The 25,605-nt window shown below is 39.7% G+C and carries 20 protein-coding genes; 17 read left to right on the forward strand and 3 right to left on the reverse strand.

Translation table 11 applies throughout. The annotated features are described in order from the left end of the window. Window positions 1-7 precede the first annotated feature (7 nt). The 8 genes from ACLTWA_RS13680 to ACLTWA_RS13715 all read left to right on the forward strand — a co-directional run bounded on the left by ACLTWA_RS13680 (window position 8) and on the right by ACLTWA_RS13715 (window position 7,532). Window positions 8-715 (forward strand): nucleotidyltransferase family protein, encoded by a 708-nt coding sequence (locus tag ACLTWA_RS13680; protein ID WP_412328456.1) that lies wholly within the window; start codon window positions 8-10, stop codon window positions 713-715. Continuing rightward, window positions 712-1,782: a GHMP kinase gene (locus tag ACLTWA_RS13685; protein WP_412328457.1), complete on the forward strand. Its 1,071-nt coding sequence runs from the start codon at window positions 712-714 to the stop codon at window positions 1,780-1,782. The genes ACLTWA_RS13680 and ACLTWA_RS13685 overlap by 4 nt, the downstream gene beginning before the upstream one ends. Window positions 1,783-1,816: 34 nt before the next feature. After that, the gene (locus ACLTWA_RS13690; protein WP_412328458.1) at window positions 1,817-2,413 is read left to right on the forward strand and encodes a D-glycero-alpha-D-manno-heptose-1,7-bisphosphate 7-phosphatase; all 597 of its coding nucleotides are present in this window, start codon (window positions 1,817-1,819) and stop codon (window positions 2,411-2,413) included. Continuing rightward, entirely contained in the window at window positions 2,401-3,036 is a 636-nt protein-coding gene (locus ACLTWA_RS13695) for an SIS domain-containing protein (protein ID WP_412328459.1), read from the forward strand. The genes ACLTWA_RS13690 and ACLTWA_RS13695 overlap by 13 nt, the downstream gene beginning before the upstream one ends. Before the next feature lie 20 nt (window positions 3,037-3,056). Continuing rightward, on the forward strand, window positions 3,057-4,886 hold the full coding sequence (locus ACLTWA_RS13700; protein WP_412328460.1) for a hypothetical protein: 1,830 nt from the start codon (window positions 3,057-3,059) through the stop codon (window positions 4,884-4,886). Window positions 4,887-4,904: 18 nt separating this feature from the next. Continuing rightward, entirely contained in the window at window positions 4,905-6,287 is a 1,383-nt protein-coding gene (locus tag ACLTWA_RS13705; RefSeq protein WP_412328461.1) for a hypothetical protein, read from the forward strand. 58 nt (window positions 6,288-6,345) lie between these two features. Continuing rightward, window positions 6,346-7,293 (forward strand): glycosyltransferase family 2 protein, encoded by a 948-nt coding sequence (locus tag ACLTWA_RS13710; protein ID WP_412328462.1) that lies wholly within the window; start codon window positions 6,346-6,348, stop codon window positions 7,291-7,293. A gap of 137 nt (window positions 7,294-7,430) precedes the next feature. After that, the gene (locus ACLTWA_RS13715) at window positions 7,431-7,532 is read left to right on the forward strand and encodes a putative holin-like toxin (RefSeq protein ID WP_412328463.1); all 102 of its coding nucleotides are present in this window, start codon (window positions 7,431-7,433) and stop codon (window positions 7,530-7,532) included. Between the two features lie 188 nt (window positions 7,533-7,720). Here ACLTWA_RS13715 and ACLTWA_RS13720 read toward each other — a convergent pair whose 3' ends face one another. From ACLTWA_RS13720 to ACLTWA_RS13730, 3 genes are all read right to left on the reverse strand, one after another. After that, window positions 7,721-9,520, reverse strand: a complete 1,800-nt coding sequence (locus tag ACLTWA_RS13720) for a GH25 family lysozyme (protein ID WP_412328464.1) — start codon at window positions 9,518-9,520, stop codon at window positions 7,721-7,723. A 142-nt stretch (window positions 9,521-9,662) separates the two neighbouring features. Continuing rightward, window positions 9,663-10,772 carry a cell wall-binding protein gene (locus tag ACLTWA_RS13725; RefSeq protein WP_412328465.1) on the reverse strand — a complete coding sequence of 370 codons (1,110 nt, stop codon included), beginning with the start codon at window positions 10,770-10,772 and terminating at the stop codon, window positions 9,663-9,665. A 119-nt stretch (window positions 10,773-10,891) separates the two neighbouring features. Then, window positions 10,892-12,715: a sugar phosphate nucleotidyltransferase gene (locus ACLTWA_RS13730; RefSeq protein ID WP_412328466.1), complete on the reverse strand. Its 1,824-nt coding sequence runs from the start codon at window positions 12,713-12,715 to the stop codon at window positions 10,892-10,894. Between the two features lie 479 nt (window positions 12,716-13,194). Between ACLTWA_RS13730 and ACLTWA_RS13735 the strand changes: the two genes are divergently transcribed. From ACLTWA_RS13735 to ACLTWA_RS13775, 9 genes are all read left to right on the forward strand, one after another. Next, window positions 13,195-14,913, forward strand: coding sequence for an N-acetylmuramoyl-L-alanine amidase family protein (locus ACLTWA_RS13735; protein ID WP_412328467.1), 1,719 nt, complete (start codon window positions 13,195-13,197; stop codon window positions 14,911-14,913). A 712-nt stretch (window positions 14,914-15,625) separates the two neighbouring features. Further along, window positions 15,626-17,191: an O-antigen ligase family protein gene (locus ACLTWA_RS13740; protein WP_412328468.1), complete on the forward strand. Its 1,566-nt coding sequence runs from the start codon at window positions 15,626-15,628 to the stop codon at window positions 17,189-17,191. A 233-nt stretch (window positions 17,192-17,424) separates the two neighbouring features. Further along, window positions 17,425-18,822 carry an exopolysaccharide biosynthesis polyprenyl glycosylphosphotransferase gene (locus ACLTWA_RS13745; protein WP_412328469.1) on the forward strand — a complete coding sequence of 466 codons (1,398 nt, stop codon included), beginning with the start codon at window positions 17,425-17,427 and terminating at the stop codon, window positions 18,820-18,822. After that, window positions 18,794-19,915 (forward strand): glycosyltransferase, encoded by a 1,122-nt coding sequence (locus ACLTWA_RS13750; RefSeq protein ID WP_412328470.1) that lies wholly within the window; start codon window positions 18,794-18,796, stop codon window positions 19,913-19,915. The genes ACLTWA_RS13745 and ACLTWA_RS13750 overlap by 29 nt, the downstream gene beginning before the upstream one ends. 88 nt (window positions 19,916-20,003) lie before the next feature. Continuing rightward, complete coding sequence (locus ACLTWA_RS13755) at window positions 20,004-21,263, forward strand: glycosyltransferase family 4 protein (RefSeq protein WP_412328471.1); 1,260 nt, start codon at window positions 20,004-20,006, stop codon at window positions 21,261-21,263. A gap of 6 nt (window positions 21,264-21,269) precedes the next feature. Continuing rightward, window positions 21,270-22,439 (forward strand): glycosyltransferase family 4 protein, encoded by a 1,170-nt coding sequence (locus ACLTWA_RS13760; RefSeq protein WP_412328472.1) that lies wholly within the window; start codon window positions 21,270-21,272, stop codon window positions 22,437-22,439. A 15-nt stretch (window positions 22,440-22,454) separates the two neighbouring features. After that, complete coding sequence (locus tag ACLTWA_RS13765; protein ID WP_412328473.1) at window positions 22,455-23,231, forward strand: ABC transporter permease; 777 nt, start codon at window positions 22,455-22,457, stop codon at window positions 23,229-23,231. Beyond that, window positions 23,231-24,520 carry an ABC transporter ATP-binding protein gene (locus ACLTWA_RS13770; protein ID WP_412328474.1) on the forward strand — a complete coding sequence of 430 codons (1,290 nt, stop codon included), beginning with the start codon at window positions 23,231-23,233 and terminating at the stop codon, window positions 24,518-24,520. Before ACLTWA_RS13765 ends, ACLTWA_RS13770 begins: the two co-directional genes overlap by 1 nt. Then, window positions 24,504-25,565, forward strand: a complete 1,062-nt coding sequence (locus tag ACLTWA_RS13775; RefSeq protein WP_412328475.1) for a class I SAM-dependent methyltransferase — start codon at window positions 24,504-24,506, stop codon at window positions 25,563-25,565. The genes ACLTWA_RS13770 and ACLTWA_RS13775 overlap by 17 nt, the downstream gene beginning before the upstream one ends. Window positions 25,566-25,605: the final 40 nt, after the last annotated feature.

Raw genomic sequence — 25,605 nt, forward strand, 5'->3', positions numbered from 1 at the left:
AACTGGTATGCAGGCAGTTTTGCTGGCAGGAGGTCTTGGTACACGGCTCCGTTCCGTTGTAAATGACAGGCCAAAGCCTATGGCACTGATTGAAGATAAGCCCTTTATGGAATATGTTGTTCTGGAACTGAAAAAACATGGAGTTTCAGAGATCATTTTTGCCGTTGGCTATAAAGGCTCTATGGTGGAAGAATATTTTAAAGACGGTTCCCCCTGGGAGATTAAGGTTTCTTATGCCTATGAAGAAGAACTTCTGGGCACAGCCGGAGCCATTAAGAATGCCGGACAGAAGGTGACGGATGACCGGTTCTTCGTGCTGAATGCAGATACCTTTTACCAGATTGACTACAAGCGGCTGACGGCCCTCAGTGAGGAGCGGGATCTTGATATGGCCCTTGTTTTGAGAGAGGTGCCTGATGTATCCCGTTACGGACAGGCTGTACTGGAAGATGGCTGGTTAAAAACCTTTGATGAGAAGACCGAAGAAAAATGCCGGGGAACCATCAATGGAGGCGTTTATTACCTTCGCCGTTCCCTGCTCGATGCAATTCCGGAAGGAAAGGTATCTTTAGAGCATGACATGATCCCCCGCTGGATTGCTGAGGAAAAGAAGCTGGGAGGCATTGTCAATGACGGATATTTCATAGATATCGGCGTGCCGGAGGATTATTACCGGTTCATGGAAGATATAAAGAAAGGAACGGTGATCGTATGATAATCAGAGGACGTGCGCCCCTTCGGGTAAGCTTTGGGGGAGGCGGTACGGATGTAGCTCCTTTTTGTGAAGAACAGGGAGGTGCCATCATCGGCAGCACCATCAATAAATATGCCTACTGTTCCATCGTTCCCAGAGAAGATGACCAGATCATCGTCCATTCCCTGGACTTTGATATGACTGTCAAATACAATACCAATGAAAATTATGTATACGACGGACGTCTGGACCTTGTGACCGCAGCATTAAAGGCCATGGACATCAAACAGGGCTGTGAAGTATATCTCCAGTGCGATGCACCTCCAGGCTCCGGTCTTGGCACTTCCTCAACGGTTATGGTGGCTCTTTTAACCGCCATGGCCAAATGGAAGGGCGTGGAGCTGGACAGCTATGCCATGGCAGACTTGGCATATAAGGTGGAACGGGAAGATTTAAAGATCGACGGAGGCTACCAGGACCAGTATGCGGCCACCTTCGGAGGATTTAACTTTATTGAATTCCACGGACGCAACAACGTGGTGGTCAATCCCCTTAGAATCAAAAAAGAAGTGATCCACGAGCTTCAATACAACCTGCTTTTATGCTATACCGGCAATATCCACGTGTCTGCCAATATCATCAAGGATCAGGTGAAGAACTATGAAAAGAAAGATCCCTTTGATGCCATGTGCGAAGTAAAAGCACTGGCATACGCCATGAAGGACGAGCTTTTGAAAGGGAATCTATACAGCTTTGGAAAGCTGTTGGATTATGGCTGGAAGAGCAAAAAACGTATGAGCAGCAAGATCACCACCCCTCAGATCGATGAACTTTATGAGGAGGCATTAAAAGCAGGTGCTCTCGGCGGAAAGCTGTTAGGGGCCGGCGGCGGCGGATACTTACTGATATACTGCCCTTATAACGTGCGTCATAAGGTGGCTGCCCGTATGGAAGCTGTGGGCGGACAGCTGACCGACTGGAATTTTGAACTCCGGGGAGCTCAGGCGTGGATCACTGATGAAACCCGGTGGGATTATCCGGATATCCGGGTAAAGATACCGGACGGAGAATATCATTTTAACCTGTAATCAAGTTATCAGGCAGCAGGAGAATCGGGAAGCTATGGATAAGATCGTATTTTTAGACCGTGACGGCACCATCAATCAGGAAGTGGAATATTTACACCGCCCGGAAGATCTTGTGATCCTTCCGGCAGTGGCACAAGCCCTGAAACGCTTAAAGGCACAGGGCTTCCGGCTGGTGGTAGTTACCAATCAGGCAGGAGTTGCAAGAGGATATTATAAGGAAGAAGATGTGGTGTCCCTGCATCAGACCTTAAATCAGTATCTTTTAAGGGAAGGCGCTGCCATCGACCATTTTTTCTACTGCCCCCATCATCCGGTACACGGAATCGGACCATATAAAAAGGCATGTCATTGCCGCAAGCCGGAGACAGGAATGTTTGAAATGGCAGAAGCCTTTTATTCCGTGGATAAGGCTCATTCTTATATGATCGGGGATAAACTTTTGGATACGGAGGCCGGAAGACGGTATGGAGTGAGTTCCATATTGGTAGGAACCGGGTATGGCGCGGATTTATACGGCTCCATGAAGGAAGAAGAGAAAGAAAAGGCTTTCGATTTTTATGCCCCTTCCATGAAGGAAGCGGCTGATTTTATACTCTTACGAGAAGGAGGAAATACCATATGGAACCCATGAAGTATCTGGAGGAACTGATGGAGCGTTATCCGGCCCTTACCGGTGTCAGGGCTGAGATTTTAAAAGCCTATGAAGTGCTGGAATCCTGCTATGAAAACGGAGGAAAGCTTCTGATTGCCGGAAACGGAGGAAGCTGTGCCGATGCGGAGCATATCGTCGGAGAGCTGATGAAGGGATTTGTAAAACGCCGTGCTGTTTCCGAAGAATTCGCAGAAAAACTGATGGAAGCCGATCCCAAACGGGGAAAAGAACTGGCTCAAAAGCTTCAGGGCGGCCTTCCTGCCATTGCCCTGACCGGTCACCCGGGCCTTTCCACTGCATTCTTAAACGATGTGGACGGAGATTTGATCTTTGCCCAGCAGACCTATGGCTATGGGAAAAAAGGAGATGTACTTCTTGGAATCTCCACGTCCGGGAATTCTAAAAATGTCATGTATGCCATGGCAGCGGCCAAAGCTCTCGGCATGAAAACCATCGGACTTACGGGAAAAGACGGCGGACAACTGAAAACAGCAGCCGGTGTGACCATCGTGGTACCGGAAACAGAAACCTTTAAGATTCAGGAACTCCATCTTCCCATCTATCATGCACTTTGTCTGATGCTGGAAGAACGGTTTTTTTAAATTACGGGTAGGAGGATAAGATGAAAGACAAACAATGGATAGGTAAGGAAGCGGTATGGAAAGACGAAGTCATTGCAGCCGTACTTTTGCTGGCCTTTGCGTTCTTCATAAACCGGGGAATCGAGATAAAGGGGCTTTATATGGATGATCTCTATCTTTGGTCCTGTTACGGAGAGCAGTCGTTCCGTGAATTTGTCTTCCCCTTAGGAAGCACCCGGTTCCGTTTTGTTTATAATCTGGCTGCATGGCTGGAGCTGATGGTGGTAGGCAGACATATGGGCTGGTTCGTTCCTATAAATATACTTATCAATGTCTGTATCGCATTTACCGTATACCGGTTTGCAAAACGGCTGTCCGGAAGATGGACGATCGGCTTTTTGGGTGGGATTTTATATCTGCTATCCCGAATGTCTTATTATCAGATCAGCCAGGTATGGGGCCTGATGGAAAGCCTGGCGTTATGGGCGGCCATCGGCATTTTTTATTGTCTTTACCGTTATCTGACAGAGGAAAAGCCGCCAAAAGCCCTGATTCCTGTTTCCATGTTTCTGTATTTCAGCGTTTGCTTCATCCATGAACGCTATATGGTACTCCTTCCTCTCTTTTATGCGGCTTACCTTATGAAAAAGGAGCGCCGGAAAGCACCGTGGCTGTTAATTACCGTTGTGTTTGCCGCCGTTCAGGCCATCCGTTTTTTCACCATCGGAAGCATCTCTCCTGCCGGAACCGGCGGAACTACAGTGGCAGACACTTTCAGCATCCAATCCATTATAACATATGCATTCAGTCAGGTCTTATACATCTTTGGAATCAATGCAGGCCCGGAACATCTAAATGGGTTAAGCTGGAGCGCATCTCCTGCATGGGTACGTGTCTTTGTGGTGGTGGCAGACCTTTTTCTTCTTGTAATGACGGTGATTTTCCTGGCCGTTGTGATCCGGGAGCGCAAAGAACGGAAAAAACGGTTCAAGGTCATTGGCCTGTTCCTTTTATTCCTTGCACTCTGTATCGGCTCCTCAAGCGTAACCATAAGGGTGGAAACCAGATGGATCTATGTATCCATGACGGCTGCATGGCTGTTTGCCGCTTACATGTGCGGTGTAACAGTACCAAAAAAGGAAGCAGGAGATTTGACCAGACCCCTTTTGTATTGCGGCCTGTTTCTGCTTTACGGGATTCTTATGCTTCCCATTGAGAGCTTTTACCGGGGGAAATACGAAAATCTGTATTACTGGTCCTCCCAGCTCCGCTATAACTCCCTTGCAGATGAGACTTACGGAAAATACAAGGAAAAACTTTTTGGGAAAAAGATATACATCCTTGGCAATACTTATGATATGAGTGACTTTACCGCCCAGACCTTTTTTAAGACTTTTGACAAAAAGAGGACAGCAGAAGGAACGGAAGTCACATTCATTGACTCCATCAATTCCATCGGTCTGATTACCCCGAATATGCTGGTTATAAGGGAGGATCCGGCTCACGATGCCTTCCAGGATATTACAGATTTTGTGCGGAACTTAAAGTTTGAACGGATCTATGGCTGTTATGAAGACGGCTGGCTGGACCAGAGCGCCAAGGCCCGCATCATGGCAGGAAAAGAAGGAAAGATCTACTTTAAATTCTACTATCCCGGAGTTATCACCGGACTGGAGCATATGGTGGTGACGGTCAACGGCAGTGAACAGAGAGTGATTCCCATCAATGCCAGCACCGTAACCGCTGAATTCGATGTACCGCCCTCCCAGGTTTCGGAAGTAACGTTTGAAAGCAATTTTTATTACGATGCAGCCACGGAGCAGAGAGGGGAGACCCGCCTTTCCGTAGTAGCTGATATAACGGCAAATTAAAAGACGGAAGGTGAAGGCATGAATCGAAAATATCTTTATTATTTCTTCCCTCTTTTGGGGACTGTGTTTGGCCTCTGGTATGTCTTTTCCGCTACCTGTGACGGGATTTATTCTGATTACGTCCGCCTGGTCAACAGTTATCTGCCTGACGTATGGAATCCGGACAAGTTTTTCCTGCCCGATATCCTGACCCGGATACCGGTCAATTATATAGGAAGAATCCTCAATATATCCTTTTTCGGATATAACATCATGTTTGACCGGGTTTTAGGTGTTCTTGCCCTTGGATTATCGGGAATGGTTCTGGCCGCCTACTGTTTCAGGAAAAATCTTTCCATTCTCTGGTTTGGAGTTCTGATGGTGGTATTATTCAGCCTGAATAAATGGGAGATGCTGACCAATGGAAGCGGCTGGGCCCATTTCCTATCCTTTGCCTTCTTCTATTACCACTACGTGGTTCTGGACCGGGTATGGAGCAGAGAAGAAAAACCAAAGGACCGGAGAATACTAATTCTTCTTCCGTTTGTTACCACTCTGCTGGTGGCAGGGCCATACTGTGCCATCTACTCGGTCACTGTCATTCTGGCCTGCGGATTTCTCTTTCTGATGAAAAAAGGAAAAGGAAAGGGGAGTTATCTGATATACGGTATCAGCACTCTGATTGCCCTTTTGTTATATTTATGGAGCAATACCTACGCGGTGGAGGATCATGCGGCACCGGCCACAGGTTCGATATTCGACCAGCTGAAAGAAACCCCGGGATTTTTTGTCCGCTTTTTTATAAAGTCCTTTTCCTCCATGGTCATCGGCGGAGAACGGGCGGAAGAGATCTTTCATACCAATTTTCCTTTTCTCTTACTGGGACTTCTGGTCATAGGTTTCTATCTGCTGGCTCTTTGGTATAACTGGAAATACCGCCTTTATGAAAAGACAGTGCTTCCGTTCATCCTCCTGGTGTCCGGCGGGCTCAATCACGTGCTCATCGTACTGTCCAGATGGATATTCCTAAAGGAGAATTATGGTCTGAGTTCCAGATATGCACTGCAGTATCAGGCCGGAATTCTGGGAATTTTATTGACCTTTGCTCTGGTGCTTCCGGTAAAAAGAAAGAAAGCCGTTCCGTTTCTGCGGTTCGCCGCCGCCGGAGCCTGTGCGTTGTTTCTGGCAGGGAATTGTTACACCACATATATCGAAATAAAAAAAGCCCCTTACCGGTTAGAGAACTTTGAAAAAAGGGCAGCAATGGCCCGTGATTTTGAACAATATACCGATGACGAGCTTCGGGCAAATTTTGAATACCGTCCAGGCCGGAAAGACAGCGGTGCAAAGGTGCGAAGTGCGCTGACGATTTTAAAGGAAAACGGATATAGTGTCTTCCGCACCGATGGAAGCGCAGAATAATCGACGATGCGGCCTTTTAATGATGAATTACAAAAGGCATTGCATGAGGAGCATAAATATGGAAAAAACACTATCGGTCGTAGTCTCGTGCTACAACGAAGAGCTGGCTCTCAACCGGTTCTATGAGGAAACGGCCAGTATTTTAAATAAACTTGACTGGGATTATGAACTTATTTTTGTCAATGACGGAAGCCAGGACAGCACCATGGAAGTGCTTACCCGCCTGTCCCTGGAAGATCCAAACGTAAAGGTCATCAGCTTTTCCCGGAATTTCGGTCATGAAGCTGCCATGATTGCAGGACTTGATTACAGCACCGGAGACGGCATTGTCTGCATGGATGCGGATTTGCAGCATCCTCCGGAATATCTTCCGGAGATCGTTAAGAAGTTCACAGAAGGCTATGATATCATAAATATGGTCCGCACTAAAAATGAATCTGCAGGCTGGGTGAAAAATCTGGCTTCCTCTGCCTTCTATCATCTGATCAATGTGCTTTCTGATGTGAAGTTTGAACCCAATGCCTCTGACTTTTTTGCAATATCGAAAAAGGCGTGCAAAGTGCTTAAGGACAATTACAGGGAAAAGGTACGTTTCCTCCGCGGTTATGTGCAGAACATCGGCTTTCGCCGCACAACCATTGAATACGAAGCCAGAGTGCGGGTGGCAGGAGAGAGCAAATACAGCATGAAAAAGCTCATTGCCTTTTCCTTAAATACCATCATGTGCTTTTCCAATCTCCCTCTGAAGCTGGGTATTTATGCCGGCTGTGGCGCCGGAATCATGGGCCTTGCCATGATGATCTATACCATATGGAGCTGGGCCAGAATTGGCACACCCAACGGCTATGCGACCACCATTGTGCTGATATGCTTTATGTTCTCAGTCCTGTTCCTGATTGTAGGAATCATTGGGAATTATATCGCCATTCTTTTCGCAGAATTAAAAGACAGGCCTATTTATATTGTGGGTGAGACAATGAATGTGGATGAAGAGGATAAAAGGTAGAAAATGAAGTGATTTTTATTGTAATATTAAGAATTTATTGTTAGAATAGTGGCAGGAGTAATCGTGTACAGGGTGGCTGCCTTCTGGATTTTCTGTGTTCCATATATGGAACATGGTAAAGAAGGGAGGTGAGGCAGATGGATACATATCAGATATTAACATTATTGTTTTTAGGTGGTAGTTTCCTCATTGCTTTACTTGCCTATTTAGATAATAGGGATAATAAGCCAAAAAAATAGCCTACCCTGTCAGCAGCAGGATAGGCGGCTCTCTTTGAGAGCTAATTAGTTTCATCCGGAAGCTTCCACCTTGTGGGCGGTTGCTCTCTAAATAAAATATAACATATGCCGCAATAAAAGTAAAGAAAAAAATACGATTTGACTGGTTTGCAGAAACCCTTTCAAATCGTATTTTTTATTACATTTTTTTATCGAATACCAGGCCCGATTTCTTTTGCAGCACTTTCCGAAGACTTTGGAGCTTCATCGGAAGAAGGTGCGGAAGGAGCAGCCGTTTCATTCGAAGCCGGAGCAGAACCTGTATCACCTGTCTCCTGTGGTGTTACCGTGCAGACACCATCAGAATCTGCCGTATAAGAAACGCCGTTGAACTCAAAGGTAGTGGAAGCAGCCATCTTACCGTCTGACGGATTTAAATAATACTGCTTGCCGCCGATCTCAGCCATACCAGTAGCCATACCGCCGCCCTCATTGAAATAATACCAGCTGCCGTCGATTTCTCTCCAGCCAACGGTCATCTTACCGGAAGAAGTGCTTAAGTAATATTTGGTGCCCCGGTCATCCAACCAGCCGGTCTGCATCCTGCCATCTGCTCCAAGATAATACCAGGTGCCGTTTTCATTAATCCAACCTGTAGCCATGGTTCCGTTTGGCTGGAAGTAATACCAGCTGTCGTTAAGCTTCGCCCAGCCGGTGGTCATAGCTCCGCTGTCCGATAAGTAATATTTGGAATTCCCTTCCGTCAGCCAGCCGGTGGCCATAATTCCGTCATCCTTCAAGAAGTACCGTTTGCCGTTAATATCCTGCCAGCCGGTAGCCATAACTCCGTTGTCATGCATGTAATACCATTTTCCGTCCAGGTTTTTCCAGCCCACTGCCATATGGCCGGAGGATTCGTTGAAATAATAACGCTGTCCGTCGATCGTCATAAAGCCGGAGGCCATGGAACCATCAGAATTCAGATAATAGCGGGAGCCGTTATCCTCAAGCCAGCCTTTGTTCATGGCACCGCTTCCGTTAAAGAAATACCATTGATCAGAAAGCTGCTTCCAGCCTGTTGCCATTCGTCCGGAAGTTTCATCAAGATAATAACGCTGATCATCCTTTTCAAACCATCCCGTTGTTTTCTGGCCGTCTCCATTCATATAAAACCATCCGGTCCCGTCATTGATCCATGCATCCTTCTGGATAGAATAGTTCTGATAATAATAGGTTTTGTTGCCAATGGTCCTCCACAGATTGCCAGGGAGCTTAGGCGTTAAATCTTTATAAAGAAAATCGATATCAACATTGCCGTTGATTCCCTGAATGGAACCGGTACTTGTCACCTGCCACATGATGGGGTCAGCATATTTGTGCATTGCCTCATAGCGGGCGACCCATACATCGTAATTCATCTGAGATAAATCGATCTTGTTGCTCAGCCAGTAGTCATTGGCATAAACAATGGGATAGTAGCCTGCCTCTTCGATCCGGCTGCAAAATGCGTTGATGACTTCACTTACCTGGCTTGGAGGCAGTGTGCCAAGTGTTGCGCTGTCCTCCGCGTCAAATGCAATAGGAAATGAGATCGGATATTCCTTCACCAGATCCAGAACAAAATCCGCTTCCGCTCTTGCCATTTCAGGAGTGGTGGCCAGAGAGTAGATGTAGGCTCCCACTTTCAGTCCGGCCGCAGAAGCTCCCTGCACATTGGTGTGAAAATAAGGGTCTACAATCCCCTTTGAACGGGTGCCCAGCATAACGAAGCTGACATCATCTGCCGCTACTGCAGACCAATCGATATTTCCCTGCCACCTGGAAACGTCGATTCCTCTTGCAATGACCCGGTCAAGAACAGTACCGTCCCTCATCTGGTAATAACCGTTGACCCGTTCGTAACCAGCCGCCGCAAAGGAATCCATAGCAGGATAGAATCCGGCCGATATTCCAATAAAGGTGTATAACGCTGCTGCGGCAAACCGCATCCCTATCTTTTTGTGTCTCAAAATGAAACCTCCTTATCAACAATGTTTATTTTATACTTCATTTTTCTTAAGTAAATAATGCGGAAATAAAAAATGTAGAAATAAAAAATGCGGATATCTGCGCCGAGGTGCAGATACCCACACAGATAAACAATCAGTTCGATCAGCCAGGACCTGTCGTGAGTCCCGGAGACAATTGATACACACCGTTATTGGAAGGATTGGATGATCCGCCGCCCGGTGTGTCGCTAGTAGAACTTCCAGGAGTACCGCTTAAATTATTATTGCCGGAGGAACTCCCGCCCGGACCGGAATTGCCGGAACCTGTGGAATCTGAGCCACCCGGTACAGTACCTGTCCCCCCGCCTGCAGGGGTAGAAGACGGCGTAGGCTCATTTCCTGAAGCAGCATTCGGGACCGATCCATTCCCCTGGTATGCTCCGTTAGAAGCAAATGTATAACTCTTTCCGTCAATCGTAAGCGTTGTGTTAGCAGCCATCTTCCCGGTAGAAGGATCAAGGTAATAGTAAACATTGGAAAGCTGGATCCAGCCGGTCATCATATGTCCGGAATCATTAAAATAATACCAGGAACCGTCGATTTGCTTCCAGCCATGAGCCATCTTCCCATTGGAGGTATCCATGTAATATTTATTGGTGCCGTCGTTGAGCCACCCGGTCAGCATCTTTCCTAATACAGTCTTAGAATCCCCGTTTAAATAATAATAAGAATTGTCAATCTGTTTCCATCCGGTTACCATCTTGCCGTCAGAACCGAAGTAGAACCAATCGTTCCCAACCTTCCCCCAACCGATGACACATGTTCCGTTCTCTTTAAAATAATACCAGCCGCCGTCCATTTCCCGCCATCCGGTGGCCATGGAGCCGTCGCCCTTCATATAATAATAATCATTACCGATCTTTAACCAGCCCTTTACAAGGATTCCGGTATCATCCATCAGGTAATAATATTTTCCGCCATTTTGTATCCACTTGGTAGCCATGGCACCATTGGAATGAAAGTAGTACCAGTTCCCGTTGATCTGTTTCCATCCGGTAGCCATATAGCCAGTGGAGAGATCAAGGAAATAAAAGGTGCCGTCTGATGTCTTTACCCATCCTTTATGAACAGACCCATCCTGGTCAAGGTACTTCCACTGAGATCCTTCCGAAACCCATCCGGTTGCCGCCCAGGCAGTATTTGCTGGTACCAGGGAAGCAGTCCCTATCAGTCCTGCCAGCAAAAGAGCTGCCGCCTTTTTTCCATATCGCATACCGATTTCTTCCTCCTGTTCTAGCGTTACTTTTTACACATAATGCCATTATAGCATAGGAAAGGTAATAATACCTAAATATTTTATTACGATTTGCAGACAAAATTCCAAAAATGCCATTATAATACAATATTGCTGCACTTTTTAAAATAGCTTTTCGCATACCGGTACATGATAATGGTATATTCTCCAAATTCCTCTCCTAACGCTGCCTTATAGACCGCCCAAAGACTCCATAAAAAACCGCCGAGAGCCATATGGGCATAAACGGTAAAACGCTCTTCCGTAGTAGGTTTCCGTTCAAAATAAATCTCCATAAGCCGGTCAGTCTGTTCTTCATTATAATAGGAATAGATCGCACACATGGCAATGTCAGCCAGGGGATCGCACATGCCGGCATATTCCCAGTCAATCAAACGGACCGATCCATCAGGCAGCATAAGAAAATTATCCACCACCGTATCTAAGTGAGAAAGAACCTTTTTATGCCCCAGCCCCTCTAACCGTTCCAAAAGCTCTGACATCTGCCGCCGCACCATGCTGTAATCTTCAAATAAAATATCCCCCTGGGCCTTGCAAAGCTTCTCATAGAATCCAATCCGTTCCTTAAGATCAAAGGAATGTTCAACCTTTAACCCGGACCCGTGAAACTTCCGGACAAGAGCCATACATTTTTTGATTTCCTCTTCGTTTTCCGCGTCCGCGTTATGAGCACCTTCATAAAATTCTGCGATTTTATAACCGGTTTCCCCATTGAGATAAATCACCTTTTCCGTAATATCCATCCCATGGAGTGCATCGTAAACCGCCTTTTCCTGCTGCCGGTTGATCAAAAGCTCAGTTCCCGGACCCGGAATCCGGCAGATATAATGTTTATTCTTAACTTTAAACAAAAATGATTTGTTGGTCATGCCCGCCTTTAAGCACCGGATCTCCGTAATGTCTGACTCCGGCACTTCAAACACTCTGGCAACCAGTTCCATCGCTTCATTATCCGAATGACGCTGATATTTAATGTCAAAACGGCGCAGCTCTTCCAGGTTTTCAAATTCATACACCTCGTCTGCCGGTCTGCGGTTGATAAACATATGGATTTCCTGTTTTGCCTGGGGCAGCTTTGGAAGTCTTTTTGCAGCTTCTCCGGAAAGCATTTCCATATATACATGTTCCCAATAAAACTGCTCTGTTCCGGGGAGATGATAATAGCCCTCCAGTACGGGAAGAAACTGTCTGGAAAATTCCTTTGAAAAAAACACTGGTCCGTACATCACCCATTGATTGGTCCCCCCGACAAATACCTCAAGGATCCGTCCCTTTTTGTTATAATTCAGGCACCATTCAGAAGTTTCCCCTTCTATATAAGAAGAAGAATACCAGGCACCGCTTTCATAAGCATGGTACATGTTGTGTCTCATCCAGTTATCCGAAGAGAGCACATACATATTCCGTCCCTCCAGAAGGTGACGGGCATGATAAATAGTTGCCAGCGTATTTTTCTTTGAATATTCAGAATTATACAAAAGCTTAACCTGATATTTATCCATAAGATATTCAAACTTCTCTTTTAAATATCCCACCACAATCGTAATGTCCGTGATTCCGGCTTCATGAAGCTGGCGGATCTGACGTTCGATCATCCGCTCTCCGAATACTTCAAGCAGCCCCTTTGGCATTTCAAACGTCAGGGGAACAAAGCGGGAACCAAAGCCTGCGGCAATAATAACAGCCCCATCTACTTTATTCTCATCTAATAAAGATTGTCCCTTAGGCAGGAGCTCATAGGAATCCTTTTTCCTTCCGGTTGTAATCAGATTCTTCTCCAGGCACTCCTTTACCAGACTGTTGGCCGTTCCAAGAGAAACATGAAGCTCCTTTGCCAGCTCTCTCTGTGTAACAGCCGGATTCTCCAAAATAGAGCGGCAGATAATGACATTGCGGTCCATAGAATTAACCCTCCGTATATAAAATGAATGTGTTCAAAATCAATAACTTATAAGATCTATGTGAACATTATACCATTCAGCAGGTAAAAAGCAATATAGGAATACAGCTGTTTTGCATAGTAAAAAATAGATAGAAAAAGTGATTTAACCTGCTAAAATATACATATCCAGGGCAAAATCCCCTTCATGTATGAAATAAAGTACAATTTTACATATAAAATCCAATTTCGTAAAGATTATGTAAGAAAATGAACAGAGAAATGTTATAGTATTTTCCTGAAAAATGTATTATACTGTTCCATGTGATGGAGGAATTGATAGCTTCTGGAGGAAATGTAAATATTTTTTGCTTTTTGAAAAATATGCAAAAAAAGTAAAAAAAGTATTGATAATTTCCATTATAGGAAGTATAATTACCTCGTAATGCAATTAGGAATTTCAAAAAGTATATCAAAAAGAAAAAGGAGAGTGCATTAATTATGAAAAAGCAGACCAAATTAGTTGCTGTTTTATCTACAGCAGCACTGCTTGCAGTAGGCGCTTCCATGTCTTCTTTCGCAGCAACAGGCTGGCAGGAAGAAAACGGTACATGGGTGTACTATGATAAGAGCGGAGATTTAGAAACAGAGAAATGGGAGAAATCCGGTGACAACTGGTTCTACTTAAACGAAGATGGCGAGATGGCTACCGATGCTATCGTTGAGTACAACGATAACTACTACTATGTAGATGAGAACGGTGCTATGGTAACCAACAAGTGGGTTTCCGTTGAGAATGAAGATTATGGCGATGATGATGAAGAACCAGCAAATCACTGGTACTATTTTGGCTCTAATGGTAAGGCATATAAGAGCTCAGATACAAGCACAAGTGCTTCTTTCAAGACAATCAATGGCAAGAAATATATCTTTGATGATGAAGGCAAGATGCTTTATGGCTGGATCAATTCTGATGGTGAGAGAGAAACTACTGAAGAAGATGAATGGCAGAATGGTGTGTACTATTGTGGCGATGAAAATGATGGTGCACAGGCAATTGGCTGGGTTTCTATAGAAATCACAGACAATGATTATGAAGAAGCCATGAAGGGTGGCTCCAGCAAGAATGTATTTGATGATGAAAATCAGACACGTTGGTTCTACTTCAAGAGCAATGGTAAGAAGATGACTGACGAAAAAGGCAAAACCATCAATGGCAAAAAATACAGCTTTGATAAATATGGCCGTATGAATGCCGAGTGGGTAAACTGGGAGGCTACACCTTCAACTGCTAGTCAGGCAGAAATAAAAGATGAAAATGGCAACGTTATAAACAGAGCTGCAATTGCAACAAATACCACTGCTTTCAGATATTACGGAAGCCCAGAAGACGGTGCAAGAGTTACTAAAGGCTGGTTCCAGGTAGTTCCTGATTCTTACCTGAATGAAAGTGATTATGATGATGATTCAAGCAATTGGTACTATTCAGACAAAGATGGTAAGCTGGTTGCATCTGAGATTAAAACCATTAATGGTAAGAAATATGCATTTGATCATTATGGTGCAATGCAGGATGGCTTAAGAGCTGTTAAGTTTGTAGAAGGAAGCACAACTAAGATTGAGGACATTAAGAAGAGCGATAAGATTGCTGATAATCACTTCGACACTGAAGATGATTTTAAAGCAAATATGTCTAATATCTACAATATGGATTACAGACTTTATTATTTCGGAAGCAGTGATGACGGTTCTATGAAAACTGGCAAACAAACTGTAAGTATTGATGGCGATAGCTTCTCATTCCTGTTTAATAAGTCCGGAAGTTCAAAAGGACAGGGCAAGTTCGGTATTGATGATGACAAATACTACTTAGGTGGTATGCTCATGAAAGCGGATAAAGACGATAAGTATTCCGTGATTAAGATTACTAAAGACGGCGATAAATTCAAAGAGATTAAAATGTTATCTACAGAACAATTCTTAGATGATATTGGTGCTACGTCTGTGATTCCTGCTGGTAAAGACAAAGATTATGATGAATACTATGATGTTGAGAATTTGGCAAAAGATCACACTGATGGTACTATAACAACTCAGTATAGACTTGTGAATGTTTCTGGTACAGTACAGAAGGGCAAGAGCAAAGCTAAAGATGGCGATGATCGTTGCTATGAAGTTAAGTCTAATAAAGAGATCAAGAGAGTATTTGTAGAAAGCTAATAATTACTACAACTAAAAGCTCCAAATCTATATGGGATTTGGAGCTTTTGCTCTGCGTCTATCCGTATTTTTAACGGGTTCTTTGTTAATATGGCTCTTTGCCAATAGTTGGGGTGGGATTCTTTGGATCCCACTCTGTTTTTCCTTGAAAAATTGAAGATTTTTTACATTTCTTGAATTCTGAAATGCAAACCCTCTGGCATTAGAAATCCGGTCATCGAATTCTTGTTCCTGTCCGTGATAAGAATTCATCTGGCAGATGCCATAAAAACATATTTCCTCATATGAGCTAGCTGTAGAATTATGATACATCTACAAGGGGAGGCTTCCACTATCATTAAACTTTCATTGGGATAATAAATTTAAGAGGCTTCTTATAGAAGTATTGTAATATAACAAAAAGTATGCTTTTCAAGCAAACCCCAATATTCATTATAGAACAAGTTTTGCTCTATTCAATTTTATGCATGTGCTATATGTTCGGTTAGTATGCGTTCCATGGTACAAATCTAAGATGAGAACTATCGTGAAACAAGATCATAAAATTACAATATTAGCATATTGGCTAAACGTCCATTAGGAATGAATGATTAAAGATATTGTAAGTATATTTTAGAAAATGTCATGTTGTTTTATAGATAAGGAAATGATATACTTACTAAATGAAAAATGTTTAGTGAAAAAATATGGCTTTGTAGAAGGGGTATAAATTATGATGGAATTCAATAGAAACGATTACAGGAAAGGTGAAAGTGATACCTTGGTTTCTTTTGCTATAAGTGCGTATGTTATATTGGTTGGTGCAGGACTGCCCTTGTTTGTAAGAGATAAATACTTTGATATTCTTGCCGCTAAATATTACTATTATTGTATATGTTCCATTACAATGTTTATTATAGTCGTTGGTTGTTTTGCTGCACAGCGAATTAAAAGGGGCTATTTATCGGGAAAGAGTTTTATTGAAAGCATTTTTATGAATTTTTCACTTGCAGATTATTCTGTTCTAGCATTTTATTTAATCGCCATTTTATCAACTATTACATCAGATTATGTATATGAAGCTTTTTGGGGAAATGAAGGCAGATTTACTGGGTTGTTTTTAATCACTTGGTATGTGGTGTCGTATTTTTGTGTGAGTAAGCTGTGGAAGTTAAAAACAGGTCATATAGATATAATTCTTATAGCAGGTATTCTTGTATGCTTATTTGGAATTACAGATTACTTTAAAATGGATATTCTTGGGTTTAAAGCTCCTATGGTTCCAGAACAAAGAGCAATTTTTACTTCTACAATTGGTAATATTAATACTTATACTGCTTACGTAGGTATTATAGTGGCAATATCAACAGTATTATTTGCTTTGAATAAAGAATTCAAGAGATCTGTTTTTTATTATTTTTGTATGGTTATAGGTTTTTTTTCTATTATTATGGGTGTAAGTGATAATGCATATCTCAGTTTAGCAGCATTATTTTCTTTACTGCCATTTTTCATGTTTCATCGTAAAAATGGAATAAGGAAGTATTTGGTTATTATTGCAACCTTTTTTACAGTAGTACAAATTATCGGTTTTCTAAATGAGTTTTTGGGAGATAGAGTATTAGGTATAAAAAGTGCATTCAATATGGTTATTAACCTACCTGAATTACCTTTTATAGTGATTGTCTTATGGGTGGTTATATTTATTTGGAAAGTTGCGGATATTAAACTGCACAAAGATGATAAGACATATGGAAATGCCATTAAATATATCTGGCTCTTAGTTTTAGCAATTGTTTTAATAAGCATATTGTATATTTGGTATGATATAAATATTCTGGATAATTCAACAAAGTATGGTAATTTAAGTTCCTATTTTGTGTTTAATGATGATTGGGGAACTCATCGAGGATATATTTGGAGAAATGCAATGGAACGTTTTTCAGAACTTTCTTTTTTTAAAAAACTTATCGGTTTTGGGCCTGAAACGTTTGGCATATTTATATTACAGAGAACTGCAAATAATCCATATAATGAATTATTTGATAGTGCACATAATGAGTATTTACATTTGTTAATTACCGTCGGTATTGCAGGTTTAGGATCGTATTTAATGTTTATTGTTAGTAATATAGTCAATTCATTAAGGCTAAATAAAAATAATCCCGTTGTTATAGCTATTGTATTTGGAATTATTTGCTATAGCGTTCAAGCGTTTGTTAATCTTAACCTTCCTATAACTACGCCTGTATTTTGGTTATTAATTGGGTTAAGTGCTAATAAAAGGATATATGAATGAATATAACTTATAGACTTCTTATTGAAACAAATATATATTTTAAGAGTGAACTCAAGGCATGTGATGGATATTATGTAATCCATTGATTACCTTGAGTTTTTTGGAGGAAGAATATTCATAAATTCTTAAATAATAACATCCTATTTTGTTATGGAGAAGATTGTATTAAACTGGTTAGTTATGTTATACTATTAGAGTCGCGGAGGTAAGCGTAAGGATAGAGGTTAAAAAATATGAATCAAAAAGAACAGTTTAAGCGAATAATAAAGTTTTTGTTTTCAGCGGTATCCATATCATTACAGATGGTTTTGTTCTGGATTGTATGGCTACAATGCTATAATGAAAATATTGAATTACCATTTTTTCGCAAAGGAAATTGGTTGATGGTAACTTTATATGGAGCATTGTATTTTTTCTTTACAAATACCTATGGTGGTTTTAAGGTAGGGTATTTAAAGAAAGGTGATATTATTTATTCGCAGGTGCTTTCTGGTATATGCTTAAATGCTGTTACATACTTACAGATTTGTTTGCTGGATCGCCATTTTGTAAATGTTGTACCTCTTATAATTCTAACAATTGTTCAATTTATGATTATTACTGTTTGGACAAACTTATTTCAATGGATATATAGTCTCGTGTTTCCGGCAAAGAAAATGTTGTTAATCTATGGGGAAAGATCCGTTTTTGGATTGAAAGCTAAGATTAATACTCGAAATGATAAATACAATATTTGTGAAACTGTAGACATAAAGAAAGGCATGGATTACATATTTAAAAGAGTTGAAAATTATGAAGCGGTTATTATCGGTGATATTCCATCGCAATATCGAAATATAATAATGAAGTACTGTTTTGAAAAATCAATTAGAACCTACCTTTCCCCTAAAATCTCTGATATTATTCTTAGAGGTTCAGATGACATGCATATATTTGATACTCCATTACTTATATCTAGAAATAATGGTTTTACATTTGAACAGAAGTTATTGAAACGTATAACTGATATTGCTTTTTCAATTTTGATGATTTTAGTAACTTCTCCTATTATGTTAATTACGGCTGTTCTGATTAAGCTATATGATGGCGGCACAATTATACACAAACAAACACGCCTCACCATGGGAGGGAGGGAGTTTGACGTATATAAATTCCGCAGTATGATTATGAATGCAGAAAAGGATGGGATAGCTCGTTTGTCAGCAGAAGGTGATGTTCGAATAACACCTATTGGAAAGCTAATAAGAAGAACCCGCATTGATGAACTACCGCAGTTATTTAATATATTAAAAGGGGAAATGTCTCTCGTAGGCCCAAGGCCAGAGCGCCCTCAAATAGCTGCGGAATATCGGGAATATATGCCGGAATTCGATTACCGTTTAAAGGTAAAAGGGGGATTAACGGGCTATGCACAGATTTATGGGAAATATAATACAACACCCTATGATAAACTAAAGATGGATTTAATGTATATAGAAAATTATTCTTTTCGATTGGATTTAAAGTTAATATTAATGACATTGAAGGTTATATTTATGAAGGATAGCACAGAAGGGGTGGCAGAAGGACAAACTACTGCTACATTAGTTCCGGGAGAATATGGTGAAGAAGATAAAGATATTACAAGTTAATAAGTTATATTATCCGGATATTGGAGGTATCGAACGGACTGTTCAGCATATAGCAGAATCTTTGAAAGAAAAAACGGAAATGAGTATTTTGGTCTGTCAACCAAAAGGGATAGGGAAGAAAGAAATTGTTAATGGTATTCCCGTACACCGCTGTGGAAGCTTTGGCATCCTTTTTTCTTTACCAATTTCTTTTAGCTTCTTATGGGAATTGCGAAAAGAGGCAAGGGGAAAAGATATTCTTCAATTTCATGCTCCGTTTCCTCTTGGGGATTTGGCATTTCTACTTTCCAGTTACAAAGGAAAGGTAGTGCTATATTGGCATAGTGATGTAGTAAAACAAAAAAAACTGATGATTTTATATCGGCCAATTATGAAGCTGTTCCTTAAACGGGTAGATGCTATTATTGTTGGAGCGGATGGGGTTATTAAGGGATCTTCTTATTTAAAACCTTATCAGAGCAAGTGCATTACAATTCCATTTGCCGTTAATGATGAGATTGAAAAAAAAGGAAAACAGTACTTAAAAGACGCTGCTCCCAATTTGACTAAATATTGCAGATTTTTGTTTGTTGGAAGGCTTGTATATTATAAAGGTATTGATATTTTACTCCAGGCCTTTGCAGCGGTAAAAGATGCAGAACTGACAGTAATTGGCAGTGGAAATCTAGAGGATAAGTTAAAGTGTTATGTAGATGAGCATGGTATGTCTGACCGCATTCATTTTCTTGGTAGAGTTGAAGAAAAACAACTTTACCATGCATTTTCAAGTTGTGATGTATTTGTATTACCTTCAATAGAGAAAAGTGAAGCTTTTGGTTTGGTTCAATTGGAGGCAATGGCTTACGGCAAGCCAGTGATTAATACGAATCTACCTAGTGGGGTTCCTGAAGTTAGTATTCACGGTATCACAGGCTTGACAGTAGAGCCAGGAAACGTTCAGGATTTAAGAAATGCCATGCAATGGATTATAAATCATCCAGAAGAACGGTGTATAATGGGGAAGGAAGCTAGAAAAAGGCTGGAGAGCTGTTATACAATAAATGTTATGTCTGATAAAATATTAAAATTATATGAGGAGTTATTGAAAGCATAATGATATAGATGAAAGAGCATATGTATAAAAGTGTTTTCCTACAGCAAATGTGGTTTTAAATGGATTATTAGATTGATGGAGAAACTATATGAATATATCGAGAGTATTACTGGATGTGACGGGCTATTTAAAACCAGTTCTTCTAAGAATTTTTCCGTATGAGATGCTTCGTCATATGAAGAGGAAGATGATACAGGATAGTTATAAAAAGATTTTGAAGATAGAACGGAAGCCTTTTCAACGAGGAGAATATAAAGATGGTATTAACTTAATTGGTAATATAAAAGCCGATACGGGATTGGGACAGAGTTGCCGTTTGGTTGCAGACGAATTGGAGGAATGTCAACTGCCATATTCGATTTATCAATATAATCAGTTGGGTCTTATGTCTAATACTAATACAAGGTTCGATTCCAAAATAATAAATAATCTGCCTTATAATATTAATTTGATCCATATTAATCCACATGAACTGGGATTGGCATTTTTACAAATGGACCGATCTTTTTGGGATAAGAGGTACAATATAGGTTTTTGGCTTTGGGAGCTGGAAGAGTTTCCAGATGAATGGGTGCCATGTTTTCATTTATTAGATGAAGTGTGGACACCATCAGAATTTATTAGTAAGAGTATTCGTAAAAAGACAGATTTGCCGGTTATAACCATTCCATATCATGTATCCGTGCAGGTGGAAAAGGAATATCAAAGATCAGATTTTGTTTTGCCAGAAGACAAATTTCTGTTTTTAATGATGTATGACAGAACAAGCATGACGGAAAGGAAAAATCCGGGAGCAGTATTAGAAGCTTATAAAAAGGCTTTTAGTAAAGAAAATCGGACGGGATTGGTTATCAAGATAAATAACTGTACGGCTGAAGAGGAAAAAGCACTAAGGCTGGAGTTGGAAAATTATAATAATGTATATTTTATTACAGAAGTTTTGAACCGTGATCAGGTGAATAGTCTTATCAAGTGTGTTGATGTTGTGGTGTCACTTCATAGGGCAGAGGGATTTGGTCTGGTACTGGCGGAGGCAATGTCTTTGGGAACTCCGGTTATAGCTACAAATTGGTCTTCGAATACGGAGTTTATGACAAAGGATACCGCATGTTTAGTTGATTTCGAATTAATAGAATTAGAACAAGATATGGGTCTGTTTAGAAAAGGAAATCATTGGGCGGAACCTGATGTGGAACAGGCCGCTTTTTATATGAAAGAACTTTATGAAAAGCCGGAGTTTTATCAAAAGATGGCTAAACAGGCTAAAGCACATATTGAAAAACGATTAAATATGGCTCAGGCAGTAGAAATTATCAATAATAGGATTGATAATATATATAGGGAATGATGCATAATGAAAAAGAAGATTGCTATAGTAAATCAGAGGTATGGTGCAGAAGTTAACGGAGGCTCTGAATATTATACAAAAAAACTTGCTGAACATCTTAAAGATTACTATGATGTTGAGGTATTAACTACTACGTCGTTGGATTATGATACCTGGTCACCCTATTACTTACAAGGTACTCAGATTGTAGATGGGGTGTTGGTTCGAAGATATGCTGTGAAAAAACCTCGTAATGTATTGGAGTTTAAACTTTTTAATAAGTTAGTTAAGAGCCTTCCGGCACTTTGGAAAATATTAGAACCTGTCTGGATTAGAGCACAGGGTCCATATTGTCCAGAACTGGTTAAGTATATAAAGCAGGAAAAGAATAATTATGATGTATTTATTTTTGTCACATATTTGTATTATACAACAGTTGCTGGGTTACCGGAAGTAGCTGATAAGTCTGTTTTTGTACCTACTGCTCATAATGAGTACTGCATCTATTTTAATACATACCGGAAGCTTTTTAAAAGCCCTAAGGGAATTGTATATCTTACTGATGAAGAAAAAACGTTTGTGGAATGCTTATTTAAAAATGAAGAAATACCACATCGAGTAGCAGGAGCTGGTATTGATATTTGTGATGACGTAGATGGGAGTTTATTTAAAAAAAAATATAATATAGATTTTAATTATGCTGTTTATGTGGGGCGTGTCGATACAAGTAAGAAGTGTGATGAACTGTTTTCTTTTTTTTCTCGATTTAATACAGCAAAACAAAAGGATTTGAAACTGGTTGTTGTGGGAAAAATGATGATAGCTAAGCCGGAAGATAAAAGGATACATTGCTTGGGATTTATTAGTGAGGAAGAGAAATGTTCTGCAATTGCCGGTGCTAAATTATTAATAATGCCATCAGAGCATGAGAGCCTTTCTCTTGTGGTATTGGAGGCTATGTCCATGGGCGTTCCGGTTCTTGTAAACGGAGCATGTGAGGTCCTTGTAGGACATTGTAATAAGAGCAAGGCGGGGGTTAGTTACAAATCTTATGAGGAATTTGAAAGCGGTCTTGAATTTTTGCTTGATAATGAAACGGAGTATAAAAAAATGCAGATCGCAGGTAAGCGATATGTGAGAGAGAATTATAATTGGGATAAAACTGTTGAAAAATATATTGAAATGATAGAATTATAGAGGGACAGAAATGCTATGAATACTTTAAAAGAGTTGTATGCTTATAGAGAAATGATATTTAGTTTAGTTCGAAGAGATTTGAATGGAAGGTATAAAGGATCTGCGTTAGGATTTTTGTGGACGTTTATTAACCCTTTGCTGCAATTAGGGGTTTATACTATGGTCTTTTCGGTTATCATGAGAAGTGGCATAGAGGATTACTATTTATTTTTATTTGTTGCTTTAATTCCCTGGATATTTTTTAATACATCTCTTTCAGGTGGAGCCAGTTGCATTTGGTCTCAAAAGGAAATGGTGAAGAAGATATACTTTCCACGAGAAGTTCTTCCTATAGCATTTGTAACAAGCCAATTCGTAAATATGCTATTAAGCTTTTTGGTTATTTTTGCAGTATTAGTTCTTTCTGGAAAAGGACTTAATCCTATAGCGCTTTTATATCTACCTATTATTATGATTGTGGAGTATATACTTTCTTTGAGTGTGGCTTTGATTTCTTCTGCTATAACAGTATATTTAAGGGATGTGGAGTATATTCTCGGAATTGTTACTATGGCATGGCAGTTTCTAACTCCAGTCATGTATTCTGTTGATATGGTTCCAGAGAAATTTCGTACAATATTTAATTTGAATCCTATGACACCTATAATAGTTGCTTATCGCGATATTTTATATTATAAAAAAGCACCAGAAATAGAAACTTTAGCACATGCATGGTTTTTAGGATTGGCATTGTTATTAATTGGATTGGTGACATTTTCCAAACTAAAAAGACATTTTGCGGAGGAACTATAATGAAACCAGAGAATGCAATTGAAGTACATGATATAACAAAGAAATTTAAAATATACATGGATAAAGGAAGAACCTTAAAAGAAATAGCTTTATTTAGTAAACGTAGAAGATATGAGGAACGTGAAGTACTAAAGGGAATAAGCTTTGAGGTGAAGAAAGGAGAAGCAGTTGGCTTAATTGGTCATAATGGTTGCGGAAAGAGTACAACACTAAAGCTACTAACAAAAATCATGTACCCTGATTCGGGAAGCATTGAGATGAAGGGGAGAGTATCTAGTCTGATTGAGCTTGGCGCTGGTTTTCATCCTGATATGAGTGGAAGGCAGAATATATATACGAATGCTTCTATATTTGGTTTGACAAGGAAAGAAATTGATGATAGGTTAAATGATATTATAGCTTTTTCCGAACTAGAAGAATTTATTGATAACCCAGTAAGAACTTATTCGTCAGGAATGTATATGAGACTGGCATTTTCAGTTGCGATAAATGTTGATGCGGATATTTTGTTAATTGATGAGATTCTTGCGGTGGGAGATACTAATTTTCAAGCTAAGTGCTTTAATAAATTGAGAGAAATAAAGGCAAATGGAACGACTATTGTAATTGTATCTCATTCATTAGGACAAATTGAACAAATTTGTGAGCGGAGTATTTGGATACAGGATGGTAGAGTGGTACAGGCTGGAATTTCGAGAGATGTACACTTTGCATATATGGATTTTATGGGAAAAAAGAGGAACGATACTATAGAGATAAAAGAATTAGATTTAGAAGAAAAATTTCGAAATAAAAATAAAGAAAAAGAAATGAATAAGAGTGAAATTCTTGAGAATAAGAAACAAAGATGGGGAAATGGATATGCAAGAATTGTGAAAATTAATAGTTATGATAAAGAACATTCTTTAAAGAATGTTTTTTGCACTGGGGAAGATATTAGTATAAGAATAGAGTATGAAGTTAAAAAAAAGGTTAAAAAAGCAGTTTTTGGTATTGGTATCTACAGAAGTGATGGGGTGCATTGTTATGGGACTAATACGTGGATTGATAACATGGCAGAATTTGATTTGGAAAAAAAGGGTTGCTTTGAAATTTTACTTTCTCAAGTTCCATTATTACCTGGGGAATATATTATCGATCTTGCAATTGAAAGTGATATGGGAACGCCTGTTGATTATTTTAAAGCAGCACATAAAATTCAAATATATTCTGTTTTGAGTGATGTTGGAATCTTTCGAATTAATCATGCTTGGAATATGTTGGAGGAAGAGAATGCAAAAAGATATTGAAGGTTTCCTTGAATATAAAAAAACACTAGAAAATCTTTTGGAAAATTTAGAAGCTGTTAAAGTTAAAGAAAATAATGAGGTTATAGGTTTTAATTCTAATAAGTGTTTTATTAATAAATTTTTTATTTTTATCTCACATAAATTACTTATGCCATGGAGGGGAAGGTGGAAAAATAATAATGATATTATTGAGATATTAGAAAAACTGGTTCAGACAGATTATGAAATAATAGATTCAATGATACAACAATTTTATAAAATGAAATTGGAACTAGATTTTCTTCAAAAAGAAAAAATAGAACAAGATGCTGTTTTAAAGTATGTCAAAAATAGATTAAACATTTCTTCTGATTTAAAGCTTTTGGAACAAGGGGAAATAGATTATTTTGATTTTGAAAATAAGTTTAGAGGAAGTAGGGAAGTAATTAAAGTTAGTCAAAGAGAATATGTTAAATTTTATACTAAGTTTGATTCTGGGAACGTTTTGGAAATTGGCAGTGGACGAGGAGAGTTTTTAGAATTATTGAAAGAAAATGGTGTAAAAGCTGTAGGGATTGATAATTATCAGCCTTTTGTAGATTACTGTAATAATATGGGACTTCATGTGGTGTATGGAGATGCCCTTTCATATTTAAATAGCTTAGAAGATGATTCTTTAAATGGGATCTTTATGTCTCAAGTTATCGAACATTTATCTACCGATTATGCAATTTCTTTAATTAAAAAAGCATACGAAAAAATGAAAAAGGGAAGTTACTTTATAATGGAAACGCCAAATTCTCAAAATTTAAGTACGTATTGGAATTTTTATTTGGATGCATCACATATAAAGCCCACTCACATTCTTACTGCAGAATATTGGTTTACAATAGCGGGATTTGAAGAAATAGAAAGATATTATAATCCATTTTCAAAAACTCCATTTCAGATACCTGAAGTAATTAGTAATTGTATAGAAAATTTAGAAGATGTTAATCAAAGCATAAAGAAAATCAATGATAATATTTTTGGATATTGCGATTACACTTTAATTGTGAGAAAATAAAATTATATTGTTACTTTTTAAGAGAGGAAAGCCAAACCAT

The organism is Lacrimispora sp., assembly GCF_046972725.1.
GTDB lineage: Bacteria > Bacillota > Clostridia > Lachnospirales > Lachnospiraceae > Lacrimispora.